The organism is Mesorhizobium sp. BR1-1-2 (assembly GCF_020165435.1).
Classification (GTDB): Bacteria; Pseudomonadota; Alphaproteobacteria; order Rhizobiales; family Rhizobiaceae; genus Mesorhizobium.
In genome coordinates this window covers 56,000-82,111 of sequence record NZ_JAIUID010000008.1, presented here as the reverse complement: position 1 = coordinate 82,111, position 26,112 = coordinate 56,000, and the positions used below count along the sequence as shown (strand labels likewise).

Genomic DNA, 26,112 nt, shown 5'->3' with positions numbered 1-26,112 from the left:
AGCGGAAGCGAAGCGGACGCGGAGACCCGAGGATGACGAGTGATGGCGTTTGCGCCAATTGCCAAGCAACTACGTCCCGCGCGGCTTGGCGCGGCTGGTGGCGGCGGCGAGCAGCGGATTTTCCGGCCATACGTGCTTGGGGTAGCGGCCGCGCATGTCGGCGCGCACATCGGCCCAGGAGCCGCGCCAAAAGCCGGGCAGGTCGCGCGTCGTCTGGATCGGCCGGTGCGCGGGCGACAGCAGTTCGAGCGTCAGCGGCACGGTGCCGCCGGCGATTGCAGGGTGCCGGTCGAGGCCGAACAGTTCCTGGACGCGGACGGCCAGAACGGGCCATTCCCCGTCATAGCGGATCGGCACGCGGCTGCCGGACGGCACGTCGAAATGGGTCGGCGCAAGCGCGTCGATCCGGCGCTGCAAATCGTGCGGCACAAGCGCCGTCAGCCCGGCCGAGACAACGCCCGGATCGATGGCCGCGAAGGATGCCGCACCGGACAAAAATGGCAGGAGCCAATCATCGAGGCGTTCGACAAGTGCCGTATCGGACATATCGGGCCATGGCGCCCCAAGGCCGCGGTGCAGCCAGGACAGACGCTGGCGCAGCGTCTGCGCCTCCTTGCTCCAGCTCAGCAGCGAAAGTCCATGTTCGCGCAAGGCGTCAAGCATGGCGCGGTCGGCCTCGCTGCCGCTTGGCGGAGGCAGCATGCGCTCGGCCAACGTGATGGTGCCGAGACGCACGGTTTCGCGCACGCGCACGGCGCGGCGCTCGCGATCGAAGCTGGCTTGCCTGCGTGTCTCGATCCGGTCGGCCAGCACGGCGCGGATATCGTCCTCGCTAATCGCCGCCGCCGCCGCGATGCGCGCATTCTGCGCCTTTCCCTGCAAATCGGCGACAACCAGAAACGCCTCGCCGGCCAGCGGATCGGCGGCGTCGAGCATGGCGCCGGAGCCGTTGGCCAGCACGAAACGACCGCGCTCGCCCCGCGCCTTGGCGACACGGTCGGGCCAGGCATGGATGAGGAGAGGACCAGCGGAAACGGCTTCGCTGTTTTTCGCTCCGCCCAGTTGCCTCGCCAGGCGTTCTGCGAGCTGCCGCGCGGCGGTGGCGCGCGGCGATCTTTCCTGGCGAAAGCGCATCAGCCGCCGTTCGAGATCGGCGCCGTCACCGCCCAGCCCGCGTTCGGTCAGCAAAACCGCGAGCATGGCCGCCTCGCCGGCATGGCCGCCGCTGGCTGCCTCGGCGACCATATGCGCCAGCCGCACCGGCAGGGCGAGCTTGCGCATCGCGGCGCCCGCGTCCGTCAGCCGTCCTGGCTCGTCGATGGCATGAAGCGCGCGCAGCAGCGCCCTTGCCTCGTTGAGCGCCGGGGCCGGCGGCGGATCGAGGAAGGCGAGGCTCGTCGGATCGGCGACGCCGAAGGCGGCGCAGTCGAGCAGCAGGCCGGAAAGATCGGCCTCTAAGATTTCCGGCGGGGTGAAGGCGGGAAGCGACGCCATCTGTTCCGCGCGCCACAGACGGATGGCGACGCCGGCCTGCGTGCGCCCGGCACGGCCGGCGCGCTGGTCGGCGGACGCCTTGCTGACGCGCACGGTTTCCAGCCGGGTCAGGCCGCTCGCCGGCTCGTAGCGCGGCAGGCGCGACAGGCCGGAATCGATGACCACGCGGACGCCGTCGATGGTGATCGAGGTCTCGGCGATCGAAGTGGCCAGCACCACCTTGCGGCGGCCCGCCGGCGCCGGCCTGATCGCCGCGTCCTGCGCCTTGCCGTCGAGCATGCCGTAGAGCGGCACGATATCTGTGTCGGCGCCGACCTTGCCGGCCAGCCGCTCGGCGGTGCGCTCGATCTCGCGCTGGCCGGGCAGGAACGCAAGCACGCTGCCGCTCTCGTCGGCAAGAGCGGAGCGGATCGCCTTGGCCATGGCATCTTCGATTGCGGTGCCGGGCGGCCGTTCGTCGTAGCGGATGTCGACCGGGAAAGCGCGGCCTTCGCTTTCGATCACCGGCGCGCCGGACAGCAGCTTCGCGACACGGGCGCCGTCCAGCGTCGCCGACATGACCAGCAGACGCAGGTCCGGCCGCAGCGCGCCTTGCACGTCGAGCGCCAATGCGAGGCCGAAATCGCCGTCGAGCGAGCGCTCGTGGAATTCGTCGAAGATCACGGCCGAGATTCCGGGCAGTTCGGGATCGTCAAGGATCATCCGCGCCAGCACACCTTCGGTGACGACCAGTATTTTTGTCCGGGCCGAAGTGCGGTTCTCCATGCGCATGGCGTAGCCGACGGTGGCGCCGGGCTCCTCATCAAGCAATTCGGCCATACGGCGGGCGGCGGCGCGGGCGGCGAGCCGGCGCGGCTCCAGCAACACGATCTTGCCGGCACCCAGCCATGGCGCATCGAGCAGCGCCAGCGGCACCAGCGTCGTCTTGCCGGCGCCTGGCGGCGCCACCAGAACGGCGCTGTTGCCGGAGCCGAGCGCCTCGCCCAGCGCCGGCAGCACGGCGGATACCGGAAGCCCCGGCAAGGGTTTTGTCGTCATCGCGCCCGCATATCAGCGCTCGTGGTCGCCATGCAACCGGCGTCGGATCAAAGCCGGGTGCGCGAAAACGGGTTCCAGCGCACCGTGCCCAGCCGCACTTCCTCGCGCACCATGGTGAGCAGGCCGGACCCACCGACAACCGCCAGGCCGACCAGCGACAGCCAGTCAGGGTATTCCCGGAAGAACAGCGCACCGAGGATGACCGCCCAGACCATCTGCGAGTAATGCGTCGGCGCGATCCGGTTGGCGGGCGCGTATTTGACGGCCAATAGCTGCAGCAATTGCCCGCAAGCGGTGAAGGCGCCGGCTATCATCAGCCATGCAAGCTGTTTTGCGTCGGGAAGCGTGAACGAGGTGGCGCCGATGCCGATGCCGTTGAACAACAGGCCGTAGCCGATCAGCACGCCGAGCATGGTCGTGCGCTTTTCCTGCTTTGCCAGCGAGCGCATCAGGATAACGCTCGCCGCAGCGAGGAAGGCAACACCGAAAGCGGCGAGGTGTCCAAGACTGAGTTCGCGAAAACCCGGTCGCACCACCAGCATGACGCCGGCAAAGCCGGCGACCACCGCCAGCCACCGCCACGGACCGACCTTTTCCTTGAGGACGACCGTGGAGAGGATGGTGACGCAGAGCGGCGCCAGGAAGACGAGCGCGTAGACTTCCGCCAGCGGAATGGTGGTGAAGGCATAGACGCTGAGCACGCCCGAGGCGATGCCGGCCCAGGCGCGCGCCTGCACCGCCCAGGGACGTTTGGTGCGCCAGAAATCACGCCAACGCTCGTCCGCCGGCCGGGTGAAGAAGAGAAAACAGCCGGCAAACAATATCGAGAAGAAACCGATCTCGAACACCGTGAACTGCCCGCCCAGGCTTTTGACAACGGCATCGCTGCCCGAATAGCTTGCATAGGCGATCAGGGCGAGCAGGATTCCGTTCGTCACGTTTTTCCATTTCCGGGGAGAGAAGCGTTGAAGATACTGGCGCTCGGCGCGCATCCTGACGACATCGAGATATTCATGTTCGGTACGATGGCGGCCTATGCGGCGCAAGGCGCAGAACTGACTTTTGCCGTAGCCACGGATGGTGCCAGGGGCGGCAAGAGCGATCCCACGGTTCTCGCCCGTGTCCGTCGCGAGGAGGCAACGGCCGCGGCCGCGCTGCTCGGGGCGGCGCCGCGCTTCCTCGACTTTCCCGACGGCGGGCTGGTGGCGGATGCCGCGCTGATCGGCGCGCTGAAGACGCTGATTGGCGAAACCGGACCGGATCTGGTGATCACCCATGCGCCCAACGACTATCACGCCGACCACCGCGCGCTGTCGGACGCCGTGCGCATCGCGGCCTCGTTCGCCGTGCCGGTTCTGCATGCCGACACGATGGGCGGCACCGGATTCTCCCCGACCCACTATGTCGACATATCAGCCCAGGCCGAGATCAAGGCCAAGGCGATCCGCCTGCACCAATCGCAGGATCCGGAGCGCTTCGTCGAGATCGCCCGCACGCAGAATTATTTCCGCGCCGGCCAGTGCAACGGCGCGCCAGGATCACAGGCGGAAGCCTTCCGCTTCGAGCCCATGTTTCCGTTTGCAGACATTCGCGAGCTGCTGCCGCCGGCGCCGCCGATCCGTCCGGTGATGGTGAGCACAAAAAGGGTCGACTGAGCCGGGAGACGGCTCCTCGACACGCTGACCGTGCCCGACGACGAGACCGCCGGCTGGGGGACGCGCCGGTGCACATGGCCACATGGGAACGCCCGGCCGGACGTTTCTTCCCGGAAGGCCACGATGTCGCACCTTTGCGGCCAGGACCGGACCGGATCAGACGAATTGAGGGAAGACATCGCCGGAAAAAACAGCATAGGCTATTGCCTGGACGGCAAATCTTTCCTGGGGAGGAAACGGATGGCTTCACGCTATCACGAGGTCTATGAGGGCTGGAAACGCGATCCGGAAAAGTTCTGGGCGGACGCGGCTGGCGCCATCGATTGGTACACGCCTTACGACAAGGTGTTCGATGCGGAAGCTGGCGTCTATGGCCGCTGGTTTACCGGCGCCACCTGCAACACCTGCTACAATGCCCTCGACCGGCATGTCGCCGGCGGGCGCGCCGACCAGATCGCGCTGATCCATGACAGCGCCATCACCGGCACCGTGAAGACATTCACCTATGCCGAGCTCAAACGCGAAGTGGTGGCGCTGACCTCGGTGCTGAAGAACCGTGGCGTCGGCAAGGGCGACCGCGTCATCATCTACATGCCGATGGTGGCGGAAGCGGCCATCGCCATGCTTGCCTGCGCCCGCATCGGCGCCGTGCATTCGGTCGTCTTCGGTGGTTTTGCCTCGCATGAGTTGGCCACCCGCATCGACGACGCCAGGCCGAAGCTGATCATCTCGGCCTCCTGCGGCCTGGAACCCGGCCGCGTCGTCGCCTACAAGCCGCTGCTCGACAAGGCGATCGAGATATCCCGCCACAAGCCTGACGCCTGCCTGATCCTGCAGCGCGACCAGCTGCGCTGCGAGCTCAGGGAAAACTACGACATCGACTATGCGGACGCGGTCGCGCGCGAGCGGGCGGCCGGCGCCAATGTCGACTGCGTTCCGGTGCTGGCCACCGACCCGCTCTACATCATCTACACGTCAGGCACGACCGGCCAGCCCAAGGGCATCGTTCGCGACAATGGCGGCCACATGGTGGCGCTCGAATGGACGATGGAAAACGAGTTCGGCGTCAAGCCGGGCGAAGTGTTCTGGGCGGCGTCCGATGTCGGCTGGGTGGTCGGCCATTCCTACATCGTCTATGGGCCGCTGCTGCATGGCTGCACCAGCGTGCTGTTCGAAGGCAAGCCGGTCGGCACGCCCGATGCCGGCACCTACTGGCGGGTGATCGCGCAGCATGGCGTGGTCGCCCTGTTCACCGCGCCGACGGCGTTCCGCGCCATCAAGGGGCAGGATCCCAAGGGCGAATTCGTCGGCAGATACGACCTGTCGAAATTCCGCACGCTGTTCCTCGCGGGCGAGCGCGCCGACCCCGAAACCATCAAATGGGCGGAGCAGAAACTGAACGTGCCGGTCATCGACCATTGGTGGCAGACCGAGACCGGCTCGCCAATGACGATCAACCCCGCGGGGCTCGGCCTGCTGCCGGTGAAATACGGCTCACCCGGCGTGCCGATGCCCGGCTACGACATCCGCGTGCTCGACGATGCAGGCCACGAGGTGCCGCGCGGCACGCTCGGCAATGTCGTGGTCAAGCTGCCGCTGCCGGCGGGCTGCCTGCCGACGCTGTGGAACGCCGACGCCCGCTTCCGCCAGGCCTATCTCGACGAATTCCCCGGTTTCTACAAGACGGCGGACGCCGGCATGATCGACGAGGACGGCTACCTCTACGTGATGGCCCGCACCGACGACATCATCAATGTCGCCGGCCACCGGCTGTCGACCGGCGCCATGGAAGAGGTGCTGGCAACGCACCCCGATGTCGCGGAATGCGCCGTCGTCGGCATCGCCGACGCGATGAAGGGCCAGGTTCCGCTCGGCTTCGTGGTGCTCAACGCGGGTGTCTCGCGCGAGAGCGGCCTGATCGAGAGCGAAGTGGTGGGGTTGGTGCGCGAACGCATCGGCCCGGTCGCCGCCTTCAGGACGGTGGTGACGATCAAGCGGTTGCCGAAGACGCGGTCGGGAAAGATCCTGCGCGGCACCATGCAGAAGATCGCCGACAAGGAAGACTGGACCATGCCGGCGACGATCGACGACCCGGCCATCCTCGACGAGATCACGGCGGCGATGAGAGCGCGCGGGATCGGGGTTTAACAGGCTGTTCAATCACGGATGGCAGCGCCGGCCCCCTCTCTGTCTCGGCTTCGTCGAGCCGGAGGGGGCGCCTATCCGATTGAGTGAAGCTGCCCGGAGCAGACGTCTTACCTGCGGCGCGCAATCTTTTATTGTGCAATGCAGCACTGCGCCCTACAGTCGGAGTGGGGGGCCATCGACGAGGTCGCATGGCTCAGCAGACAAAAATCACATTCGGCGGCGTCGACATATTGCGTTTCCTGGCCGCCGTCATGGTGATGTTCTATCACTATGGCTTCTGGGTATGGGCATTCCCTGACGGCGTTTCGGCGCGCGCGACCGGCGGCATCCCGCCCCATCCCGAAATGGCCTTCGTCGGCTCCGGCTGGGTCGGCGTGCAGATATTCTTCGTCATCAGCGGTTTCGTCATCGCCTTCAGCGCCGAGAATTCGACGCCGCTGCGGTTTTTCGAGGCAAGGGTGAAAAGGCTGGCCCCGGCGGTCTGGATCTGCGCGCCGGTCACCGCGGCGGTGCTGCTGCTCACCGGTCTGAGCTGGCCGACCGATGCCGTGGTCAGGCTCGTCCGCACCGGCCTTTTCGCCCCCTACGGTCCCTGGGTGGACAGCGTCTACTGGACGCTCGGCATCGAGATCGCCTTCTACGCTGTCGTCTGGATCCTGTTGCGGCTCGGCCGCTTTCACCTGATGGAGACGGTGGCGGTCGTGATCGGCCTCGTCAGCACGCTGTTCTGGTGCCTCTATTATCCGCTCGGCTGGTCCGACCTTGCCGAGACGCGCTGGCTGCAGCTCGTCCTGGTGCACCATGGCTCTTTCTTCGCCGTCGGCGTGCTTATCTGGCTGATGCGGTTCAAGGCGGTTACGGCCTCGCGCCTGGGCTTCTGCATGCTGTTCCTGGGCGGGAGCCTGCTGCAAATCGCCAGCTCGGTCGACGTCCACAGCGCCAAGGTCGGCGCCGCGATGCCCTATGCGCCGCCGATCCTCGTCTTCCTGGTCGCCATCGCCCTGATGGCGTGGTCGCTGCGGCTCGACCTCAGCTGGAGCGGCTGGCGCCGGATCGGCCTGATGACCTACCCGCTCTATCTGATCCACGACGTCATCGGCGCGGCGATGCTCGGCGCGATGGTCCGCGCGGGATTTCCCTATCTCCTGTCGATGGCAACGGTCGGCGCGACCATGATCGCGGCAAGCTGGCTGGTGGCGACCGAAGCCGAACCACGCATCCGGCTGCTGCTCGACCACACGGTGTTCCGCTACCGGCTCAAGGCCGCGTAGAAGCGGACTATCGCAATGGCCGCGCCGTCCGGCGGCAGCAACGCGGCTTCATCGAAGTGCATCGTCACGGGCTACGATGGCGTCTTTGGATCGGGTGCGGCTGCTTGAATGCCCGTACTTGTTTCGCCGGCTTGTTCGCTTTACGAACGGCCATGACCCTTATCTCTCGCATTGCCGCCCTTGCTTTGCTCGCCGTCATTGTCTTCGCGACGCTGTCGCCAATCCAGATGCGGCCTCACCTGGGTGACCCAGATTTCGAACGCGCCCTCGCCTATGTTCTGTTCGGCGTGGCAATGGGTCTCGGCTTTCCAAACCGCCTGGCTGGAACTGTCACTATCGTCGTTGTCGTAGCCGCTGCGCTGGAGCTGATGCAACTCCTCGAACCCGGTCGCCATGCGCGCCTTTCAGATGGCTCGCTGAAGGCTTTGGCAGGCATCCTCGGAATAGTTGTCGTCCATCTCAGCCTTTTGGTGGCCAGCCGCTATTGGCCGCGCAGGCTGACGTTGCCTGCCGAATGATGCCCGGGTTTAGAGTCCCACTGTAGCGCGCCGCGGCCACAAGGCGATGACCTGCGTCGTCACTCAGGCACGCAATCGCCACGGCCGATGTCAGACCGTTGTCTTGCTGCGCACTTCGGTCTTGTCGAGATAATAGCTCGAGTACTGGCCGAAGAATTTTTCGGACGCTCCGAACGAGCCGTATTTGGCGAGCTTCTTGAGATCGACCTTGTTCAGCACCGCGCCGACGATCTTGTTGGCGACATAGGGTTCGGATTCGAGCATCGACCTCACCATTGCGCGCGGGGTGCGGCCCCATTCGGTGACCAGCACGAAGCCGTCGACAAGCGGCGCGAAGGCCTTGGCGTCGACCACCGGCCCCAGCGGCGGCAGATCGACGACGATGTACTCGAAGGTCTCCTTGGCGTTGTCGATGAAGCGCCGCATGCCGGCCGAGGAGAGAAGCTCACTGGTGTGCGAGAAATTGCCGCGCAGCACGGCCGGAATGATCGCGAGCTTCGTCTGCCGGTCGATCTTGCCGACCGACTGCCAGGTCTGGCCGCTCACCACCGCTTCCATCAGTCCCTGCTCGGCCTCCATGCCGAGGCTACGGCTCAAGCCCGGATTGCGCAGGTCGCCGTCGATCAGCAGCGTCCTGGCGCCGTTGGCGGCAAGCAGTCCGGCCAGATTGGCCGCGACAGTCGACTTGCCTTCGCCGGGAAGGACCGAGATGACGCCGATGACGCGGCTGCCCTGCCCTTCCATGACGACGTCGAAGGCGATCTTTGCGCTGCGCAGCGTCTCGGAGAACATCGACGCCGGAGCATCGACGCTGACCCGCATGCGCGCGCGCTTCTCGACGGCGGCCGGCGATTTGGCGGTTTTGAGATCCGGATCGACCTGCTTTTCCTCCCTGGCGGTCTTGCCGCCGATGACAGGCAGGTAACCGAGAAATTTGAGGCCGACGCGGTCGCGGACATCCTCGCCGGTCCTGAAGAAACGTTCGTTGAATTCGTTGAGGCCGCCGAACCCGGCACCCATCAACGTGCCCAGCACAAGCGAGAGCGCCAGCACCACGATCGTGCGCGGGCTGGAGGCGCTGAGCGGCATCGATGCATCCGAGATGATGCGGATCTTGCCGACCGGGAAGGATTGCTGCTGGGCGGCTTCCTCATAGCGGCCGAGGAATGTCTGATAGAGCGTGGAGAGCGCCGTCGCCTTCTGGTCGAGTTCACGCAGCTTGACCTGCGACTGGTTGTCGATGGCGCTCTTGCCTTGCGCCGCTGCGACATTGGCCCTGAGCGCGGTCTCGCGCGCCAGCGCCACTTCATATTCGTTGCGATAGCTTTCGGTCAGCTGCTTCAGCTCGCCGAATATCTGCGCCGATATGTCGGCCTTCTCCTTGGCGAGCGCCACCGCCTGCGGATGCTGCGGCCCGAAATTGGCCTCGACATCCTGCTGCCGCTTGGCGACGGCGAGATAGCGCGTCTTGAGCGCCGCGATGACCGAGCTGCTCGGCTGGTCGCTCGATATGGCGGCATCCTTGAAGGCGTTCTCCGAACCGCTTTCGACGATGGACTTGTACTGCTGGTAGCGGGCGCTGGCCCGGGCCGTATCTGCCTGCGCCACGATAAGCTGGGCGTTGAGGTCGGCAAGCTGCTTGGCGCTCATCAGCTGGCCGTCGCTGTTGGCGGACAGTCCGTGCTCGGCCCTGAATTTCTCGACCGCTAACGATGCCGCCTGCGAGCTTTCGCGCAGTTCCGTCAGCCGGCCCTGCAGCCAGACCGCGGCGCGCTCGGTGGCATCGAAGGAGGCGTCGAGCTGGTCGGCGAGATAGGCATCGGCATAGGCCTTGGTGATCGCGGTCGCCAGTGCCGGGTCCGTGGCCTGGTAGCCGAGCGCGATGACATAGCTTCGCCCGACGCGCTCCGCCTGCACCTCGTTCTGCAATTTGAGGATCGCGTAGTCGCGACGTGAGGTCGCGATCAGCGCATCGCGGGTGGCGGGGTCGAGCTTGGTGACGTCGCCGACGCCCGGCATGGGAGGACTGGGGCGAACATACTGGATCAGCCCGCGGATCAGGCCGATGCCTTGGGCGAGCGCCGACTGGGGCGGGTTCATGAACGCGTCGTTGCGGTCGAGCTTCAGCTTGTCGACGACCACGGCGGCAAGCCGCGTCGAGGTCAGGATTTCGATCTGGCTCAGGATGGCCGAATCGGTCTGCATGGTCGTCGACGCCGCCGAAATGTCGTCGACGATCTTGTTCAGCCCCTCATCGATCAGCACGCTCGAGACCGACTGGTATTTGGGCGGCGTGGTCTGCAGATAGAGCAGGCCCATGACAAGACCAATGACCGCGCCCAGGACAACCACCTTGGCCTGCCGCGCAGCCATGCCAAGCAGCCGCTCGACATCGATGAAGTCTTCGCCGTCTCCTGCTTCCGAATTCGGCAATGGCATCCTCTTGTCGAGAGGAAAGTTGGCATAGTTCATCTTCGGTCCAATTCCAGAGCCCGTCCATCCCAATCATCGGGATGGGCTCTATCTCACTGTTTGAACATGATCTTTTCCGAAAACCGCCTTGCGCTTTCCGGGATCATGCCTTGGCTCCCAGGCACTTCGAAGATCGGGAGCATTGCCAAAAAGCAACGCAAGTTCCATGCCGGACGCCACAGGGCCTTCCGGGCATCGAACCGTCAGCCGTCCGACAATGCTCCCGAAACATGGGCATTATGCGGCTTCTTCCTGTCGTTCATGCGACCGGACGAACTCCTGAAGCATCTCGAAAACCGGACCCTTCATGTCGTCGCGCGCCAAGGCGAACGCGATGTTGGCCTGGATGAAGCCCTCCTTCGAGCCGCAGTCGTACATGCGGCCCTTGAAGGGCTGGGCAAAGAACGACTGCTCCTGCGCCAGGCGCACCATGGCGTCGGTCAGCTGGATCTCGTTGCCGGCGCCGCGCTGCTGGTTGCCGAGCAGGGCGAAGATTTCGGGCTGCAGGATATAGCGGCCATTGATGTAGAAGTTCGACGGCGCAGTGGCCGGCGCCGGTTTTTCGACCATCGCCGTCACCTCGAAACCGCCGCCAATGTCGGCGCCGCGGCCGACAATGCCATATTTGTTGGTCTCGGTCGGGTCACAGCGCTCGACCGCAATGACGTTGCCGCCGGTTTCGGCATAGAGGTCGGCGACCTCGGCCAGGCAGCCGCGGCCGCCGAACGAGACCATATCAGGCAAAAGCAGGGCGAAGGGCTCGTTGCCGATGACCTCCCGCGCGCACCAGACGGCGTGGCCAAGGCCCTGCGGGGATTGCTGGCGGATGAAGCTGGTGGCGCCGGCCACCGGCAGCAGGCTTTCCAGCGACTGCAATTGCGCCTTTTTGCCGCTCTGCTCCAGCGTTCCGATCAATTCCGGATGCAAGTCGAAATAATCCTCGATGACCGCCTTGTTGCGGCCGGTCACGAACACGATGTGCTCGATGCCGGCCTCGAAGGCCTCATCGACGGCGTATTGCACGACCGGCCGGTCGACGACGGGAAGCATTTCCTTCGGCATCGACTTGGTCGCCGGCAGGAACCGCGTTCCAAGCCCCGCCACCGGTATCACGGCCTTCCTGATTTTCTTCATCGCAAATTCCTTCTGAGGAGATCGATTTCAGTCCATTCGCAGGCCAGGAAAAATCCCTCCCTGTGCCTGCATCTTCACCTCCCCGCCCCCACGGCAAATTGTGCCGCTACTCGTCGCAACCGCACGGCGATCGGCATGCCCATATGCTTGACCGCCGCCGGGTCGCTGAGCGCCGTCCGGATCGCCTTGAGCGGAGACCGCGCCTTGATGTGCTGGACCATCGACAGGAAGGAGGCTGCCTTGCGCAGGCTGCGGCTGCGCCGGGCGAACGCCGCTTGCGCGGCCGCGTCCATCTGATGGCTTTGAGCGAAAATTGCATCGGCCTTGCGCATCGCCTCGACGTGATGAGGCTCGAGCACGCGCGAAATGGAGCCGCTGCGGATGTGATAGGCATAGCCGATGTCAGGCTCGACCACGCACCTGCCGCCCATGGCGAGGGCGTTGGCCAGGAATATGTAATCTTCGCCGATGATCAGGTCCTCGTCGTAGCGAAGTCGGTTTTCTTCCAGGAAGTGGCGCTCGAAGATCGGCTTGAGATAGCCGAGATTGAACTTCGATTCGAAGACGACGTTGCCGGCGATATAGCTGGCCAGCGAGATCTCGCCCAATTCCTCCAGATAGCATGTCGGAAACATCGCATCGTCGGTCACGCCGTCCTCGCGGACGACCTGGAGGTTGTCGACGGCGATTTGCGCGCCCGCCCTTTCAGCCCGCGCGATCATGGCGGCGATGCGGCCGGGATAGACCGCGTCGTCGGAGTCGAGGACCGCGATCCAGCGGCCTCGGGCAGCCTCGAGGCCGGCATTCCTGGCGCCGCCGGGGCCCCTGTTGTGCGCAAGCGCCACGACGCGCACGCTGTCCTGCGGATAGGCCCTTGCCACGTCGAGCGTCGCGTCGCGCGACTTGTCGTCGACGACGACGACCTCGACGCTGACACCCTTTTGCGCGATGGCGCTGGCGATCGCCCGGTCGAGGGTCGCCTCGGCGTTGTAGGCTGCAATGACGAAGGAAACGTCCGGGACGAAGCTGACGTCAGGCTGCACGCTTGCCTCCTTCCTGTGGCGAGGGCTGGCCGTAGAGGCGGATCTCGCGGATGCCGACAAGGCCGCTGACGACGCCGACATGCATAATGCCGCGCAGCACGCTGCGGTTCCGCCGCACGGGGCTTCCAAGGAAGGGAAACGCCGCGGCGAAGCAATAGGCTGCCTTTGCCGCGGCAATGCCAACCTGTTTGACCAGGCCAATGCCGCTCGCATTGCGCCCCAGGAGATGGCCATGCGTCTGCCCGACGCGGAAGCGGCGGCGGCCAAGCCAGTCGAACGCGGCCCTGGTCCGCGGCACGATCTCGTCCACCCAAGCTTCCGGAGAAAAGGCGATTCGACCGCCCGTCTTGTGCATCTGGTCGAAGAACTCGGTGTCCTCGCCGCCGGTCTGGCCACGTGCCAGGCTGAAGCGGCGCCCGCGCAGGCTGTCCGAATCCATGTCGAGCAGCACGTTGCAGGTGTAGCCGGTGCGGATTTCGCCGCGCACCCAGACCGGCAAGGTCGAATGGAAGTCGCCACGCCGCATCCAGTCCGGCGCGTCGGCGCCGTAGCGCGCCTTGACCGGGCCCAGCACGGCGGCGGCGCCACTTGCCTGGGCCGTTGCGACGAGCTCGGCAAGCCAGCGCGGCGAAGCCGTCTCGTCGTCGTCGATGAAGGCGACGAAATCCGACGTGCTGGCGTCAAGGCAGGCGTTGCGAGCGATCGAGATGTTGCGCGCAGGGCAGTGGTGATAGCTGATCGGCAGCGACAGTTCGCGCGCCAGCGCCGTCACCAGATCCCTGGCGCTCGGCGTGTCGTCATTATCGGCGACGATGACACGGACATCGAAACCGGCCGGCCTGTCCATGGCATCGAGCGAGCGCAGCGTGTCGGCCAGTTCCGGCCGGCGGAACGTGCACACGCCGATATCGATGCGGCGGTTCGTGCCTGGAATCGCCATCACGCGACCCCGCGTCGTGCGCCGAGGCCGAGAAGCTGTAGCCAGAAACCGACGGACCAGCCGAAATGCATGACCATCGCCGAGACGCCGGCAAGCGCGATATCGGCATTGCGCTGGCTTACCGCCGTCCACAGGCCATAGCCGAGGCACACCGACGCCCAGATCAAAAGCGGCACCGCCGCCAGCCAGTGCACGAAGGAAAAGGCCGCGAGCATCACCACCGGCAATACCAGCAGCGGCACCATCTGCCGGACCTTCGGGATGACGCGGTGCTTCAGGACATTCTTGGCGCGACCGCGGCCGTAGCCGAGATACTGGAAGTAGAGGCCGCTGAGCGACGCGCGCGGATAGTAGACCATCTGCGTCCTGCCACTCATCCAGATCCTGTAGCCGGCCTGCCTCAGCCGGTAATCGAGCTCGGCGTCCTCATTATGGCTGAACGTCTCATCATAGCCACCGACGGCCTGGAAGGCAGAAATCCGCATCAGCGCATGATGGCCGTGATCGACCCATTCTCCGGCGGACAGATGCCGGTGCTTGGAGCCGCCGGTGCCGAGCTTTGAGTTCTGCGCCGCCGCTGCCGCCTTCTGCACGGTGCCGCTGCCGCTGGTCAGCATCGAGACCACGACCGAATCGGCGCCCGTGGCCAGCGCTTCCTCGACCAGCCGGTCGCAATAGTCGGCGGGGTAGCCGCCATGGGCATCGATACGGATCAGATATTCGGCTCCGTCGCCGAATCTGGCGACGGCAAGATTGATCGCCGCGCTCTGGATGCGCTTTTCATTGTGGAGAAGGACGATGCGGGGATCCTCTTTCGCGCGCTCGCCGACAATGGCCGGGGTACCATCGGTGCTGCCGCCATCGGCAACGACGATCCTGGCGCCGAGCCTCGCCGCCGCGGGGCCGAGCTGGTCGAGCAGCACACCGATATGGGCTGCCTCGTTGAGGCAGGGAATCACGATCAGGCTGGAGGGGAGCGCTTGCATCATCGGGCGATCTCCATCCTAGGCCAAAGCCTCGGCCGCGAAGGGTTCGCGTATTGCGGCCAGGCTGCGGAGCTTCTCGACCAGCGCGCGGCAATCGCTGCGATCATAGCTCCATATCCTGGGGTTGCGCGACAGAACGCGCTCCTTCAGCGTGCTGAAGCGGCGCTCCTCCATCTTGCCGATGGCGGCTTCGAGCGCGTCGGGTGAGGCTTCGGGCAACAGAATGCCGATGCCCTGCCGGCCGAGGAACCGCCCGGTTTCCGTGTTGGCCATCGAGATCGGCACCGCGCCGAAACGGCAGCCTTCATAGAGTCGGTTGGGCAGCAGCCATTCGGAATTCTGGCCCGCCTCGAAGAAATCGATCGCCCAGGAGAAATGAACGTCCCGGTAGATCGCCGCCATGTCCTCCGGGTTGCGATAGGGTCCGCGAAACGAAAGCCAGGGCTCCGCCTCGACGAAGGCGTGGAAATCCGGGAATTCGGTCAACGCCGGGCGGCCGCGCAGCACGATCTCGAACCGGCCTTCGGCGCGGCGCGAGAAATCGGCCAGGAGTTCGAGCGAGCGGCGGCAGCGCAATGCCCCGAACCAGCCGATGCGCCAGGGTGGTGCGGCAGGCGCCTCGGCCATCTCATGCTGGGCTGGCAGGATCGCTGCTGCCTCGAAATATTTGTTTTCGACCAGTTCGACCGGCGCCGTCACCTGGCCGAACGGCTCGAAATAATTGGCGGTGAACGCGGGCGAGCTGGTCACCAGAAGCTTTACGTCCCTGGCAAGGTAACGTTCCGTGGCACGCAGCGCCCTGCCGACCGCATCGCTGCGAAGCATCAGGCGATGGATGTCGAGGCATTCATAGACAATCGGCACCTCGGCGCCGAATGCCGTGTTGGCGCGGCGGGCGAGCGCCAGCATCTCCAGGTTGCGCGCGATGATGAGATCGGGCCTCGGCATGCCGCGCAGCCTGGCGCCGATCGAAACCGCCGCCTTGGCGACCGCCGTCAGACGCTGGGCGAATCGCCCGTCACGCGTCGCGCCGAGATCCAGCGGCCGCAATCCCTCGACGTCGGCAATGGGATTTGCCGTGCGGCGGAAGCCTGCGAGCGTGACCTGGGCGCCACCTGCCCTGAGCATTGTAATCCGCCGGCGCACTGCCGGGTCGGAAACGTCATGCACAAGGTACAAGACATTCAGCATGAAAACTCGACCGCTGTTGGCCCACCCACGGGGAACCTAGTACAGGTCTTGCTGCATCGCAACATTTTTGGTGCAGCGTAGCAAAATCCACGTTTTTTGTTGCACTGCAAAATAAATGCCGTAATTTGGCCGCGGCGGCGGTTGCATGGTTCCTGGGCGGAACCTGCACAAGAATCAGGAATCCTGAATTTGGAAGCCAATCCATTCGATCCGCCAGAAGGCTCGCTGCGCAAATCGGTCGGGCGTGGCGCGGTCGTGACGGCCTTGTCGCAGTCCGTGCGGGTCGCCACGCAGATCATTTCCGTCATCGTTTTGTCGCGTCTCCTGTTGCCGCAGGATTTCGGCGTCGTGGCGATGTGCGCGCCGGTGCTGGCCTTCATCGCGCTGTTCCAGGATTTCGGCCTCACCCAGGCGACCATCCAGAAATCGGGCATACGGCACGACGAGGTGAACTACCTGTTCTGGATCAATGTCGCCGTCAGCGCGATCCTGGCCTGCGTGCTTGCCGGCGCGGCACCGCTGGTCGCCGCCTTCTACGGCGAGCCACGTGTGGCTGGCCTGGTGGCGGCGCTGGGCCTGCAGATCATGGCCTACGGCCTCGGTGCGCAGCATCTGGCGCTCCTGACCCGCCGCATGCAGTTCGGCCGCCTGGCCATAATCGATGTCGCAGGCGCCGTGGCTGGTCTTGCCGTGTCGATCGCCTGGACCTTCATCGACCGCTCCTACTGGGCGCTTTTCGCCGGCACGTTGACCGGAGCCGTGCTGCCGACGCTGTGCTACTGGGCCAGTTCGCGCTGGCGGCCCAGCCTGCCACGCAAGGTCGCCGGAATCAGCGAGTTGATCAATTTCGGCGCCGGCATAACCGGCTTCAACTTCGCCAACTTCTTCGCCCGCAATCTCGACAACGTGCTGATCGGAAAATACTGGGGCGAGGCGCAGCTTGGCCTCTATGACCGTGCCTACAAGCTGCTCCTGTTCCCGCTGAGCCAGATCACGAACCCGCTGTCGAAGGTGATGGTGCCGGCTCTTTCCAGGCTGAAGGACGAGCCCGACCGCTACCGCAGCGCCTATCTTCGCGTCATGCCGCTGATCCTGCTGGTGGCGCTTCCCGGCGTCGCTTTCGCCACAGCCATGTCGGACATACTCATTCCGTTCGTGCTCGGCGAGCAGTGGCGTGCGAGCGCCGGCATTTTCCTGGCGCTGGGCTTCGCCGGGCTGCTGCAGCCGCTCAACAATCCGGCCGGATGGCTGTTCGTCAGCCAGGGCCGTTCCGGCGACTTCATGCGCTGGGGCATCATCACGGCGGTGACGTCGGTGCTCGCTTTCGTGCTGGGCCTGCCTTATGGCGCGCTCGGCGTGGCGATCGCCTATGCCGTCAGCGAATATCTGCGCACGCCTTTCCTGTGGCTTTATGTCGGCAGGAGCGGGCCGCTGCGGGCAAGCCACGTGCTTCGCGCGGCGACGCCGTTCGTGCTCGGCGCGCATGTGGCGCTGGCGGCGGTCTGGTTGGCGAAGCCGCTGCTGCCGCAGCAGCATGTCGTCGCCTTGGCCAGCGGCGCCATCCTTGCCTATCTCATCACCATCGTTATCGCGCTGGCCTTCGCAGCCGGCCGTGAAGCCTTGCGCGAGGCCTTGAAAATGCTGCCGGCAAGGCCGCCGGCGGCAGCACCGCGTGAGGCGCAATAATTTCGGCGCTTTCGACCCTTACCGTTCACCCGAGCATCAGGCCTGATCCATGCATTACCGATCGATCTCAGACATGAACGACGCGATCGTCAGCAACCTTCACCGGTTGCCGCGCGACATCGACCTGGTGGTCGGCGTCCCCAGAAGCGGCGTGCTGGCGGCGACGCTGGTCAGCCTCGCGGCGAACATACCGATGACCGACCTGGACTCCTTCCTCGAGGGTCGCGTCTACACCTCGGGCATCACCAAGCGCCGTGCGGTGCTCGACCGCAAGGTCGCGGAAATGCGCAAGGTGCTGGTGATCGACGACAGCGTCTCCGGCGGCAACGCCATGCGCGACGCCCGCGCCCGCATAGAGGGTGCCGGCATCGAGGCTGACTACACCTTTGCCGCCGTGTTCGGGCTTGAGCCGCAGCATGCCGAGACCGATGTCGTCTTCGAGGTCGTGCCGCATCCGCGCATGTTCCAGTGGAACTTCATGCATCACAAATTCCTTGCGCAATGCTGCGTCGACATAGACGGGGTGCTGTGCCTCGATCCGACCGAGGCCGAAAACGACGACGGTCCGGCCTACGAGAAATTCCTTAGCGAAGCGCGACCGCTCCATACCGCGACCCGCAAGATCGGCTGGCTGGTGACCAGCCGGCTGGAGAAATACCGCGCGCTGACCGAGGCGTGGCTGGCCAAGCACGAGATCGAGTACGATCATCTGGTCATGCTCGACCTGCCGAGCAAGGCGGAGCGCCAGCGGCTTGGCGCGCATGGCAGTTTCAAGGCCGAATTCTACCGCAAATCCGATGCCATCCTGTTCATCGAGAGCGAGCACGAGCAGGCGCTGAGGATCACCGAGCTGTCGGGCAAACCGGTGCTGTGCGTCGAAACGCACATGGTCAGCTTTCCCAACGCGCTGTCGCTCCCGGCGCTCGGCCAGGCGGCGCGCAACCTGCCGGCCAGGTTGCGACAGGCCAAGTCACAGGAAGGCCGAAAGGGCGCCGCCAAGGCCCTTGCCCGGGCCCTGCTCGGCGCCCGCGGCTACGAGACGCTGAAAAGCCGGGTCAAGCGCCTGGCCTGATCCGCCAAGGCTGCGAATCCAGATTAACGGGTTCCTTCGGAGTGTTCGCCGGCGCGTCGGTCGAGAGGTATCAAACGAAAAACCCGCCTGTGCGGCGGGTTTCCGGCGCAACTCAGCACCATGACTGAAAATCTACCATAGCTGCCTTCACCCTGTCAAGAAAAAATTCCTATCACGAGACTGCCGGGGTCGGCACCAGCCTGAGCCTTGGCTACGCCGCCTGTCGCGAACGCTGCTGTGTGGCCTTGTCCAGTATGGAAAAGAAGGTGAGGAATTGGCGGTCCGGATCGAGCTCCGGACGCTCGGAGAAGCTGCGCGCCGTGGCCGAGAGCCGGTCATATTCCCGACGGTCGTTCCACAGCAGCCTGACGGCCGCGATCCAGTCGGCGAGCGGCGCATCGTAATCCAGCACCACGCCGCCCGGGCCGATCGCTTCGGGCAGGCCGCCGCGCCGCGAGCCGATGACGGGAATGCCGCTGCAATGGGCTTCCGAAGCCACACGGCCCCAGGCCTCTTCCCATTTGCTGGGCGCAAGCAGGATCCTGGTGCGGCCATAGACGGTCTTCATATCGCCGGTGCGGTTCTCCAGCCTGATGTTGGAGAACGGGGCGATGGTTTGCTCGATGCGGGCGCGATGATCGTCGGCGAGCTTCCAGCTCTCCACGAACAGGAACGGAATCTCGGGGCAGGCGCCGGCGATGCGCACGGCGAGCTCGAAGCCTTTCTCCTCGTACGGATTGATCAAGGTGACGAACTGGCCCGTGGTCGGCGTGCTGTAGAGGGCAGCATTGATGGTCGGCGGCAGCACCGCCGCGTCGATGCCGAATTTCTGTTTGTAGGCGCGCGCGGTGAATTGCGAATTGGCGATGTAGAGCGCCGAATGCAGCTCGCGCAGATCGCCGCCCAACTCATGGAACTCGACGTTCCTGAGATAGACGACCAGCGGCACGCCTTCGGCCTGCAGCGCCCTGCCCACCGGAACCGACTTGTGGCACTGGACGACGGCCACGTCTGGCCTCAATCTGCGGACGGCAAACTCGGCCGCCTTCCAGGGAAACCAGGCCCGCACCACCGGATAGCCGGGAAAACTGTCGATGACCGCCGGCTGACGCAGCAGCTTCATCTTGGCGCGCGCCTTGAAGCCGAAGACGCCGTCGCCGAACAGGGCGGCCAGTACGGCCGCCTCATGGCCGTGCTCGATCAACTGCTCGGCCAGATGATGGGTGCTCGACTGGACGCCGCCGCTGAATTCGGGCGTGTATCCGTTGCCGCCTGCAAAAAGAACTTTCATGATCCTGGCTCCTGGTTCTTTCGCGTTTCGTTCAATGTGGTCCGAGAGCTTGCTCCGGCACCGCCGCTTCAGGCATTCTGTTGCTCGAGATTGGCGAACGGATTGGTGCATGGCTGCCATCCGGTGAACCGGATCGGATCGCCCGGCGAACTGCGCCAGGCGTAGTCGGTCAGCATGTGGAATTCGGCGATCAGCCAGCGGTCGAAATGCAGGAGATCCTGCTTCTTCTGCTCCGGCAGCAAGGCGCGGGCCTTGCCCAGCCTTGTCTCCTCGAGCAAGGTGACGGCGTCGCTGAGTTTCTCGCTCGGGAATATCCACGGGTTCCTGTCGCGGAACGCCAGGACGAACTGCTGCAAATGCTCGATGCGCATGTTGAGCTTGCCGAGATATCTCTCGAGCGTGACGCGCACCAGATCCTCATCCGAAAACGAGGACACGGCCGCGTAGGCAATGCCCGTCGATACCAACCCGCCCGCCAGGACGGCCAGTGCGGAGCGTCGCGAGATCTCTATCATCCGGTTTGCTCCTTTCACGCCATCCGGCTCGCCGCCCGCAGGGACAGCGCTGCCGCGGTCAGGCTTGGATTGGCGCACGAACAGCTCGGATAGGTGCTGGTGCCGACCACGACCAGGTTCCTGAGCTGGTGATGGGTCATGTCGCTGTCGACGACCGAATCGGCCGGGCCCGTTCCCATCCGGAGCGTACCCTGGACATGCGATTCGGTTGGCCGGATGCCGCGATCGAAAAGCTGTTCGACCGGCAGCGGGGCAAGCAGCCCGGGCAGTTTCTCCAGCGCCCGCGCCATGCCCTTGACCGCGTAGTCCGACGGCGCCTTGAAGCTGACGAAGGCGTTGTCGTCCTCGTCGAGCGTGACGAAATTCTCATGGTCGAGCAGGTTCTCGGTCACCACGACAAGCGGCAGCGCCTGGCGCAACCGCCCCTTCTCGGCGCGCATGCCGTGTTGCCAGCGGTTCTCGAAATAGACCAGCGCGGCGGCGTGCTCGGACCGGTGCGGACCGTCATAGAGGCCGAAATTCAAGCCGGTGGTGATGGTGCTGCCGTCGAAATTGTCGACACCGTCGAGATAGACCTCGAAATTCCAGCCATAGGATTCATGCAGGCCGCGGCCGACGAATTCGCCTCCCAGACCGGAGCGCAGCATGATCGCCGCGCTCTGGATGGCATTGGCGCCGAGAACGAAGAGGTCGCCGCTGACCTGATATTCCTTGCCGGCGTGGACGAAGGTGACCGAGCGGACCGCCCCGCCGGCATGGTCGAGCCGGCGCACTTCCGAACCGAGGCAGACCGAAACGTCGGGATGTTCGAAGACATGCATCAGGCCGTTATTGGCGGTGAATTTGGCGTCGACCGGGCAGAGCCAGCATCTGAGGTTGGCGCAGCACGAGGTGCGCTGCGCGGTCGGCACCCGGGCGCGCGCCGTCGGCATGACGAAATGCTGGCCGGGCTGCGCCGCCTTCATCATCCGGTCGGGCGTCGACATGCGGTGCGGCGGCTGCGGAAACGGCCTCGAGCGCGGCAGCAGCGCCGCCATGTCGGGATCGCCCGAGATCGACATGATGTCTTCGGCGTCGCAATAGAACGGCTCGACGTCGTCATAGCTGATCGGCCAGTCATTGCCGATGCCGTAAGTGCTTTTCAGCCTGAAGTCGTTGGGATGGAATCTCGGCGTCTGCGCGAACCAGCAATTGGTGCCGCCGCCCAGCCCGATCGTGTAGTTCCACGGCTTGTCGGAATTGGTCTTGTAGGTCGACTCGTCCTCGATGTCGGTGTTGACGTTCTGCTTGAGCTGCCATTCATGCGTGTTGTGCCGGCCCCATTCCAGGAGCAGGATGCGCGCCTTACGCCGCTTCGTGAATTCGTGCAGGAAGAAGGCCGAACCGAAACCGGAACCGATCGCGACAACGTCAAAGTGGTCCCTGGTGATCTGCTCCGGCTTTACGTCCAGCACCATCAGCCGCAACTCCTTTCCGGGTCTTGTGCGTTCGTCATCGCAAGCAAACCGGCCGGTCGCGGCGATCCCACATTGGATTGCCCAAACCCGGTCTCATGCCGCCATCCTGCCGATCGAGTGATATTCGATGCCATGGCGGGCGATGACCTTGGGATCATAGAGGTTGCGGCCGTCAAAGATGATCGGCGTGGTCAGCGCGTCCTTCAGCGCGTCGAAGGACGGCGCGCGAAAACTCTTCCACTCGGTGGCGATCAGCAGCGCATCGGCGCCGCGCAGCGCCGCTTCCTTGGTGCCGCACAGAAGCAGGTCGTCGCGCAGCCCATAGATGGCCTGGCATTCCTGCATCGCCTCGGGATCATAGGCCTGCACGGTCGCGCCGGCGTTCCAGAGCGCCTCCATCAGCACACGCGCCGGCGCCTCGCGCATGTCGTCGGTGTTGGGTTTGAAGGCCAGGCCCCAGAGCGCGAAGGTCTTGCCCTTGAGGTTGCCCTTGAAATAGCGGTTCACCTTGTCGAACAGCACGGATTTCTGCTCGTTGTTGCGCTCCTCGACCGCGCGCAGCAGCTTGGCGTCGAACTTGACGCCTTCGGCGGTCTTGATGAGGGCGCGCACGTCCTTGGGAAAGCAGGAGCCGCCATAGCCGAGGCCCGGATAGATGAAGTGGTAGCCGATGCGCGGATCGCTGCCGATGCCCTTGCGCACCTCCTCGATGTCGGCGCCGAGCTGTTCGGCCAGGTTCGCCATTTCGTTCATGAAGCTGATCTTGGTGGCGAGCATGCAATTGGCCGCGTATTTGGTGAATTCGGCGCTGCGCACGTCCATCACGATCATCTTCTCGTGGTTGCGGTTGAAGGGCGCGTAAAGCTCGCGCATCACCGCCTCTGTGCCCTCGCTCGATGTGCCGACGATGATGCGGTCCGGCTTCATGCAATCGGCGACGGCCGACCCTTCCTTGAGGAATTCCGGATTGGAAGCGACGTCGAAGGTCAGGTCCTCGCGGCCTCTTTTCTTCAGCGTTTCGGCGATCCTGGCCTTGATCTTCTCGCAGGTGCCGACCGGCACGGTCGACTTGCCGACGACGATCTTGGGCGCATCCATTTCCCGGCCGATCGTCTCGGCGACCGCCAGCACATATTTGAGATCGGCCGAGCCATCCTCGCCGGGAGGCGTGCCGACCGCGATCATCTGGATCTCGCCATGCTTGACGGCGGCCGCCGCGTCGGTGGTGAACTTGATGCGGCCGGCGGCGTGGTTCTCCCTGACGATGCTTTCGAGGCCCGGCTCGAAAATCGGGACGAGACCCTGGTTGAGCCGCTCGACCTTGCCTGCGTCGACGTCGACGCAGACAACCTGGTGGCCGACTTCGGCAAGCACCGCGGCCTGCACGAGACCGACATAGCCGATACCAAACACCGTCAGATTCATTCTGTTTCGTTCCTGTCCAGGGCGGCGGACCGTGGTCGGCCCAACCGTTTCAAATCGACTTTTCCAATAGGTTCTACTTTACGCTGCATGCCAGCGATTCCGGAAACTGGCAGGGGTCGCCCTGCGCGGTGAAGGCGACGCGCTCGATCTGCAGCGAGAGCTTGCGGCCGGGATCGGCGAATGCGCCCAACCATCCGGTCATCGTATCGCTGCCCCAGAGGCTGAAGAAGATCTTCTGCGCATGGCTGGGCAGCTTTGCCGGATCGGTGATGGTGTTCACCAGCTGGCCGTTGACGTACCAGCGCAAACTGTCCTTCTGCCAGACGAAGGCGTAGTCGTTGAAGGCCTTTTCCGTGCCGCCCGGCACGTCGACCAGCTTCTCGTTCTTGCCCTTGCCGGCGATGTAGGCATTGACCTGAACCTTGGACGTGTCCTTGGTCAGGATCTCGAAGTCGATCTCGTCCCAGGGCTGCTTGTCCGACGGGCCGATATAGGAAAAGAAAGCCGCGTTGAGGCCGGGACCGGTATCGGTCTTCATGCGCGCCTCGTAGGTGCCGTAACCGAACCGCTGCTTGGTCTGGATTTCGCCGCAAGCGTAGTCGCGGTCCTTCGTCTTCTGCTTCTCGAAACCGAGCGACAGCACGCCGTCCGCTAGGCTGACCTGCCCCTTCGCCCAGGTGCAATTCTGATGGCCGCCATTCGTCCAGCCATCGGAGACATACCAGCGCTGGCGGTTGAAGCTGGTGAAATCATCGACGAATGAGGGCGCCGACTTCAGATCCTGCGACCATGATGGCGCCGCCCCGGCGAACAAGCCAGCGAGAGCGACCAGCGCGACCAGGGCAGTTCTGCGTCCGGTGGAACCGCCCGGGCGGGCTTGCCTGGCCTGGCGCGTTGACGACATGCCGCGGACTGCGACGGTGGACGTGGTTCTCGGATCCGCATTCATACGAAACTCAACCTTTGTGCTGTGCATCCCCAACCCAAAGTAGACATTCGAGCGATTGCCAAACGGCGCTTTCCTTCTGCCGTCAGCCCCTCCCCAAGCTGCCTTCCCGCCTCGCGCCAAATCCACCCTTCAGCCTTCACCCTCTGCCGGCGCCCGCCGGTTTGGCGAGCCTCTGGCTGGCCGTCATATCGGACGACCCGTCCTCATCGAAAACCATATCCAGCGAATGACGAAGCTCACGCACCATGCCGTTCTGGCGTGACAACGCCGCGATGCGGCGCTCGCAATTCAGGATCGACGTCGTCAATTCATCGACCTCGGCGGAACGGCGCGCAGACGCCGAGCCGTTCTCCATGGCCTCGACCAGAAAGGCGGCGTTCGTGGCGGTCGCCTTGTAACGATTCTCCAGCCCGTTTCGCTCCGCCTCGATCTCCGCCGCGATCTGCTCGAACAGCTTCGCCAGGCGATCGAGACGCGAAATGTCGGTCTGCCGGTCGCGGGCCGGATTCCTTGATCTGAAGCCGAATATCGAGGCCATGCGTTCAAAGTCCTGTGGTGGTCCGACCGTCGGCCGGGCCCCTTACCGGTTCAATATCGGGCAGTCCGATCGGAGGCCAGCTCGTTGGCCATCCTAATTGCTGCACCGCAACATAGACTGCCATCCCCGGGCCGCGTAGGCAACCACCCAATTCGTAAACTCATAAATCCGCCCGAAATGGTTTGCGCGACGCGCTGGCAAGAGCGCGGCCGGACGACCGCATTCAAGGCTCTTTGCCCGTGCTGGTGCCGGCCATGAGAAAACGCGTTGGCGGCACATGCTGATGCCTGGAGCCAAGCCCGACGCGGCGAAACAGCGCCTCGAGCTTGTCGGACGCCACGCCCTGGACGATGGGAACCAGGTTGGATTGGCTTGCGAAGGCGTAGGCCGCGGCCGACGCCAGGCCCCGCTCGGCCTTGACGTCGAGGAAATTCCGCAGCCGGTATTTGTCGCGCACATGGCGCTCGTGGCGGCGCAGCACCGCTTTGGAGCCCTCAGGCAGGCTGTCGATCGCCAGCAGCGCCAGGTCGGCGTCGGCAAGACGCTTCAGGTCCTGCGTCTTGTGGCGACCGCTCAGCGAATCGGCCCGCACGATGGCGCCGTAACCGCAGGAGCGGATGACCTTGAAGCGCGCGCCCTTGGCGACCGCGCGCGCGTAGAGTTCGTAGTCCTCGCCCAGACGCAAGCTCTCGTCATAGCGCAGGCCGTGCCTGTCGAGAAAAGCGCGGCTGATCACCGGCTTGAGGAAACCGAGTTCGCCTCTGCGCACGTTGCGTCTGGAGATGTTGCCTTCGACGAAGCGCTCGAGGTCGAGGAATTCCGGCTCGGCCGCGAACTTCGGAGCGACGATCTGGGTGACATCGCTCAAGGCGTCGTCCCTGATGAGCATGATGTTGTCGGCCGCGAAATCCCAGTCCGCGCCGGCAAACAGGTTGTGAAACCTGCCCGCGAGAAAGAAGTCGTCGGCGTCAAGAATGGCGATGAACGGCGATTGCGAGGCCGCGATGGCGGCATTGCGGGCGAAGGAGGGGCCGCGATTGACGTCGAGGCGCATCACCGCGAGCCGGCCGCTGCCGTCATCGGCGGCGCGGGCGGCTTGGGCCGTGTCATCGGTGGAGGCGTCATCGACGACGACGACTTCCGCCACTTCCGGTTCGCGCAGCGCGGACGCGATGGCCACCGCGATTGTTCGCGCCGCGTTTCGGGCCGCGATGATCACGCAGACCTTTGATTCCGTCATCGACATGAATTTGCCTCTTGCACAGGTTCCGTTCTGCCCTCGCCCTGTA

At 64.7% G+C, this 26,112-nt stretch carries 21 protein-coding genes; 6 read left to right on the top strand and 15 right to left on the bottom strand.

What is annotated here, in order from left to right; translation table 11 throughout:
* Positions 1-69: 69 nt before the first annotated feature.
* Both hrpB and LB551_RS19420 read right to left on the bottom strand, forming a co-directional pair.
* Positions 70-2,532, bottom strand: coding sequence for an ATP-dependent helicase HrpB (gene hrpB / locus LB551_RS19425; RefSeq protein ID WP_224660159.1), 2,463 nt, complete (start codon positions 2,530-2,532; stop codon positions 70-72).
* A gap of 47 nt (positions 2,533-2,579) precedes the next feature.
* A complete protein-coding gene (locus LB551_RS19420) occupies positions 2,580-3,470 on the bottom strand; it encodes a DMT family transporter (RefSeq protein ID WP_224660158.1) in 891 nt (296 codons plus the stop codon).
* Between the two features lie 27 nt (positions 3,471-3,497).
* On the opposite strand from LB551_RS19420, the gene LB551_RS19415 reads away from it, so the two are divergent.
* The 4 genes from LB551_RS19415 to LB551_RS19400 all read left to right on the top strand — a co-directional run bounded on the left by LB551_RS19415 (position 3,498) and on the right by LB551_RS19400 (position 8,124).
* A complete protein-coding gene (locus LB551_RS19415) occupies positions 3,498-4,187 on the top strand; it encodes a PIG-L deacetylase family protein (protein WP_224660157.1) in 690 nt (229 codons plus the stop codon).
* A 240-nt stretch (positions 4,188-4,427) separates the two neighbouring features.
* The gene (locus LB551_RS19410) at positions 4,428-6,335 is read left to right on the top strand and encodes a propionyl-CoA synthetase (RefSeq protein ID WP_224660156.1); all 1,908 of its coding nucleotides are present in this window, start codon (positions 4,428-4,430) and stop codon (positions 6,333-6,335) included.
* A gap of 188 nt (positions 6,336-6,523) precedes the next feature.
* A complete protein-coding gene (locus LB551_RS19405; RefSeq protein ID WP_224660155.1) occupies positions 6,524-7,606 on the top strand; it encodes an acyltransferase family protein in 1,083 nt (360 codons plus the stop codon).
* Positions 7,607-7,758: 152 nt separating this feature from the next.
* Positions 7,759-8,124 carry a VanZ family protein gene (locus LB551_RS19400; protein WP_224660154.1) on the top strand — a complete coding sequence of 122 codons (366 nt, stop codon included), beginning with the start codon at positions 7,759-7,761 and terminating at the stop codon, positions 8,122-8,124.
* Between the two features lie 90 nt (positions 8,125-8,214).
* On the opposite strand, the gene LB551_RS19395 is transcribed toward LB551_RS19400, so the two are convergent.
* The 6 genes from LB551_RS19395 to LB551_RS19370 form a co-directional block, all read right to left on the bottom strand.
* Positions 8,215-10,596 carry a polysaccharide biosynthesis tyrosine autokinase gene (locus LB551_RS19395; protein WP_140550265.1) on the bottom strand — a complete coding sequence of 794 codons (2,382 nt, stop codon included), beginning with the start codon at positions 10,594-10,596 and terminating at the stop codon, positions 8,215-8,217.
* Positions 10,597-10,833: 237 nt separating this feature from the next.
* Positions 10,834-11,730, bottom strand: coding sequence for a UTP--glucose-1-phosphate uridylyltransferase (locus LB551_RS19390; RefSeq protein ID WP_224660153.1), 897 nt, complete (start codon positions 11,728-11,730; stop codon positions 10,834-10,836).
* A 74-nt stretch (positions 11,731-11,804) separates the two neighbouring features.
* Entirely contained in the window at positions 11,805-12,773 is a 969-nt protein-coding gene (locus tag LB551_RS19385) for a glycosyltransferase family 2 protein (protein WP_224660152.1), read from the bottom strand.
* Positions 12,763-13,713, bottom strand: coding sequence for a glycosyltransferase (locus LB551_RS19380; protein WP_140550268.1), 951 nt, complete (start codon positions 13,711-13,713; stop codon positions 12,763-12,765). Before LB551_RS19380 ends, LB551_RS19385 begins: the two co-directional genes overlap by 11 nt.
* Entirely contained in the window at positions 13,713-14,702 is a 990-nt protein-coding gene (locus tag LB551_RS19375; RefSeq protein WP_224624791.1) for a glycosyltransferase family 2 protein, read from the bottom strand. Before LB551_RS19375 ends, LB551_RS19380 begins: the two co-directional genes overlap by 1 nt.
* A 15-nt stretch (positions 14,703-14,717) precedes the next feature.
* Entirely contained in the window at positions 14,718-15,890 is a 1,173-nt protein-coding gene (locus tag LB551_RS19370; protein WP_224660151.1) for a glycosyltransferase, read from the bottom strand.
* A 189-nt stretch (positions 15,891-16,079) separates the two neighbouring features.
* Here LB551_RS19370 and LB551_RS19365 point away from each other — a divergent pair, with 189 nt between their 5' ends.
* Both LB551_RS19365 and LB551_RS19360 read left to right on the top strand, forming a co-directional pair.
* A complete protein-coding gene (locus tag LB551_RS19365; RefSeq protein ID WP_224660150.1) occupies positions 16,080-17,576 on the top strand; it encodes a lipopolysaccharide biosynthesis protein in 1,497 nt (498 codons plus the stop codon).
* A 49-nt stretch (positions 17,577-17,625) separates the two neighbouring features.
* A complete protein-coding gene (locus LB551_RS19360) occupies positions 17,626-18,648 on the top strand; it encodes a phosphoribosyltransferase family protein (RefSeq protein ID WP_318012741.1) in 1,023 nt (340 codons plus the stop codon).
* A gap of 211 nt (positions 18,649-18,859) precedes the next feature.
* Here LB551_RS19360 and LB551_RS19355 read toward each other — a convergent pair whose 3' ends face one another.
* The 7 genes from LB551_RS19355 to LB551_RS19325 form a co-directional block, all read right to left on the bottom strand.
* The gene (locus LB551_RS19355) at positions 18,860-19,939 is read right to left on the bottom strand and encodes a glycosyltransferase (RefSeq protein WP_224660148.1); all 1,080 of its coding nucleotides are present in this window, start codon (positions 19,937-19,939) and stop codon (positions 18,860-18,862) included.
* 68 nt (positions 19,940-20,007) lie between these two features.
* Positions 20,008-20,454: a hypothetical protein gene (locus LB551_RS19350; protein ID WP_224660147.1), complete on the bottom strand. Its 447-nt coding sequence runs from the start codon at positions 20,452-20,454 to the stop codon at positions 20,008-20,010.
* A gap of 14 nt (positions 20,455-20,468) precedes the next feature.
* Positions 20,469-21,911, bottom strand: coding sequence for a GMC oxidoreductase (locus tag LB551_RS19345; protein ID WP_224660146.1), 1,443 nt, complete (start codon positions 21,909-21,911; stop codon positions 20,469-20,471).
* A gap of 93 nt (positions 21,912-22,004) precedes the next feature.
* Positions 22,005-23,336: a UDP-glucose dehydrogenase family protein gene (locus LB551_RS19340; protein WP_140880610.1), complete on the bottom strand. Its 1,332-nt coding sequence runs from the start codon at positions 23,334-23,336 to the stop codon at positions 22,005-22,007.
* Between the two features lie 73 nt (positions 23,337-23,409).
* Positions 23,410-24,285: a family 16 glycosylhydrolase gene (locus tag LB551_RS19335; protein ID WP_318012740.1), complete on the bottom strand. Its 876-nt coding sequence runs from the start codon at positions 24,283-24,285 to the stop codon at positions 23,410-23,412.
* A 136-nt stretch (positions 24,286-24,421) separates the two neighbouring features.
* Positions 24,422-24,823, bottom strand: coding sequence for a hypothetical protein (locus LB551_RS19330; protein WP_140497183.1), 402 nt, complete (start codon positions 24,821-24,823; stop codon positions 24,422-24,424).
* 223 nt (positions 24,824-25,046) lie between these two features.
* Positions 25,047-26,069 (bottom strand): glycosyltransferase family 2 protein, encoded by a 1,023-nt coding sequence (locus tag LB551_RS19325; protein ID WP_224660145.1) that lies wholly within the window; start codon positions 26,067-26,069, stop codon positions 25,047-25,049.
* Positions 26,070-26,112 lie beyond the last annotated feature (43 nt).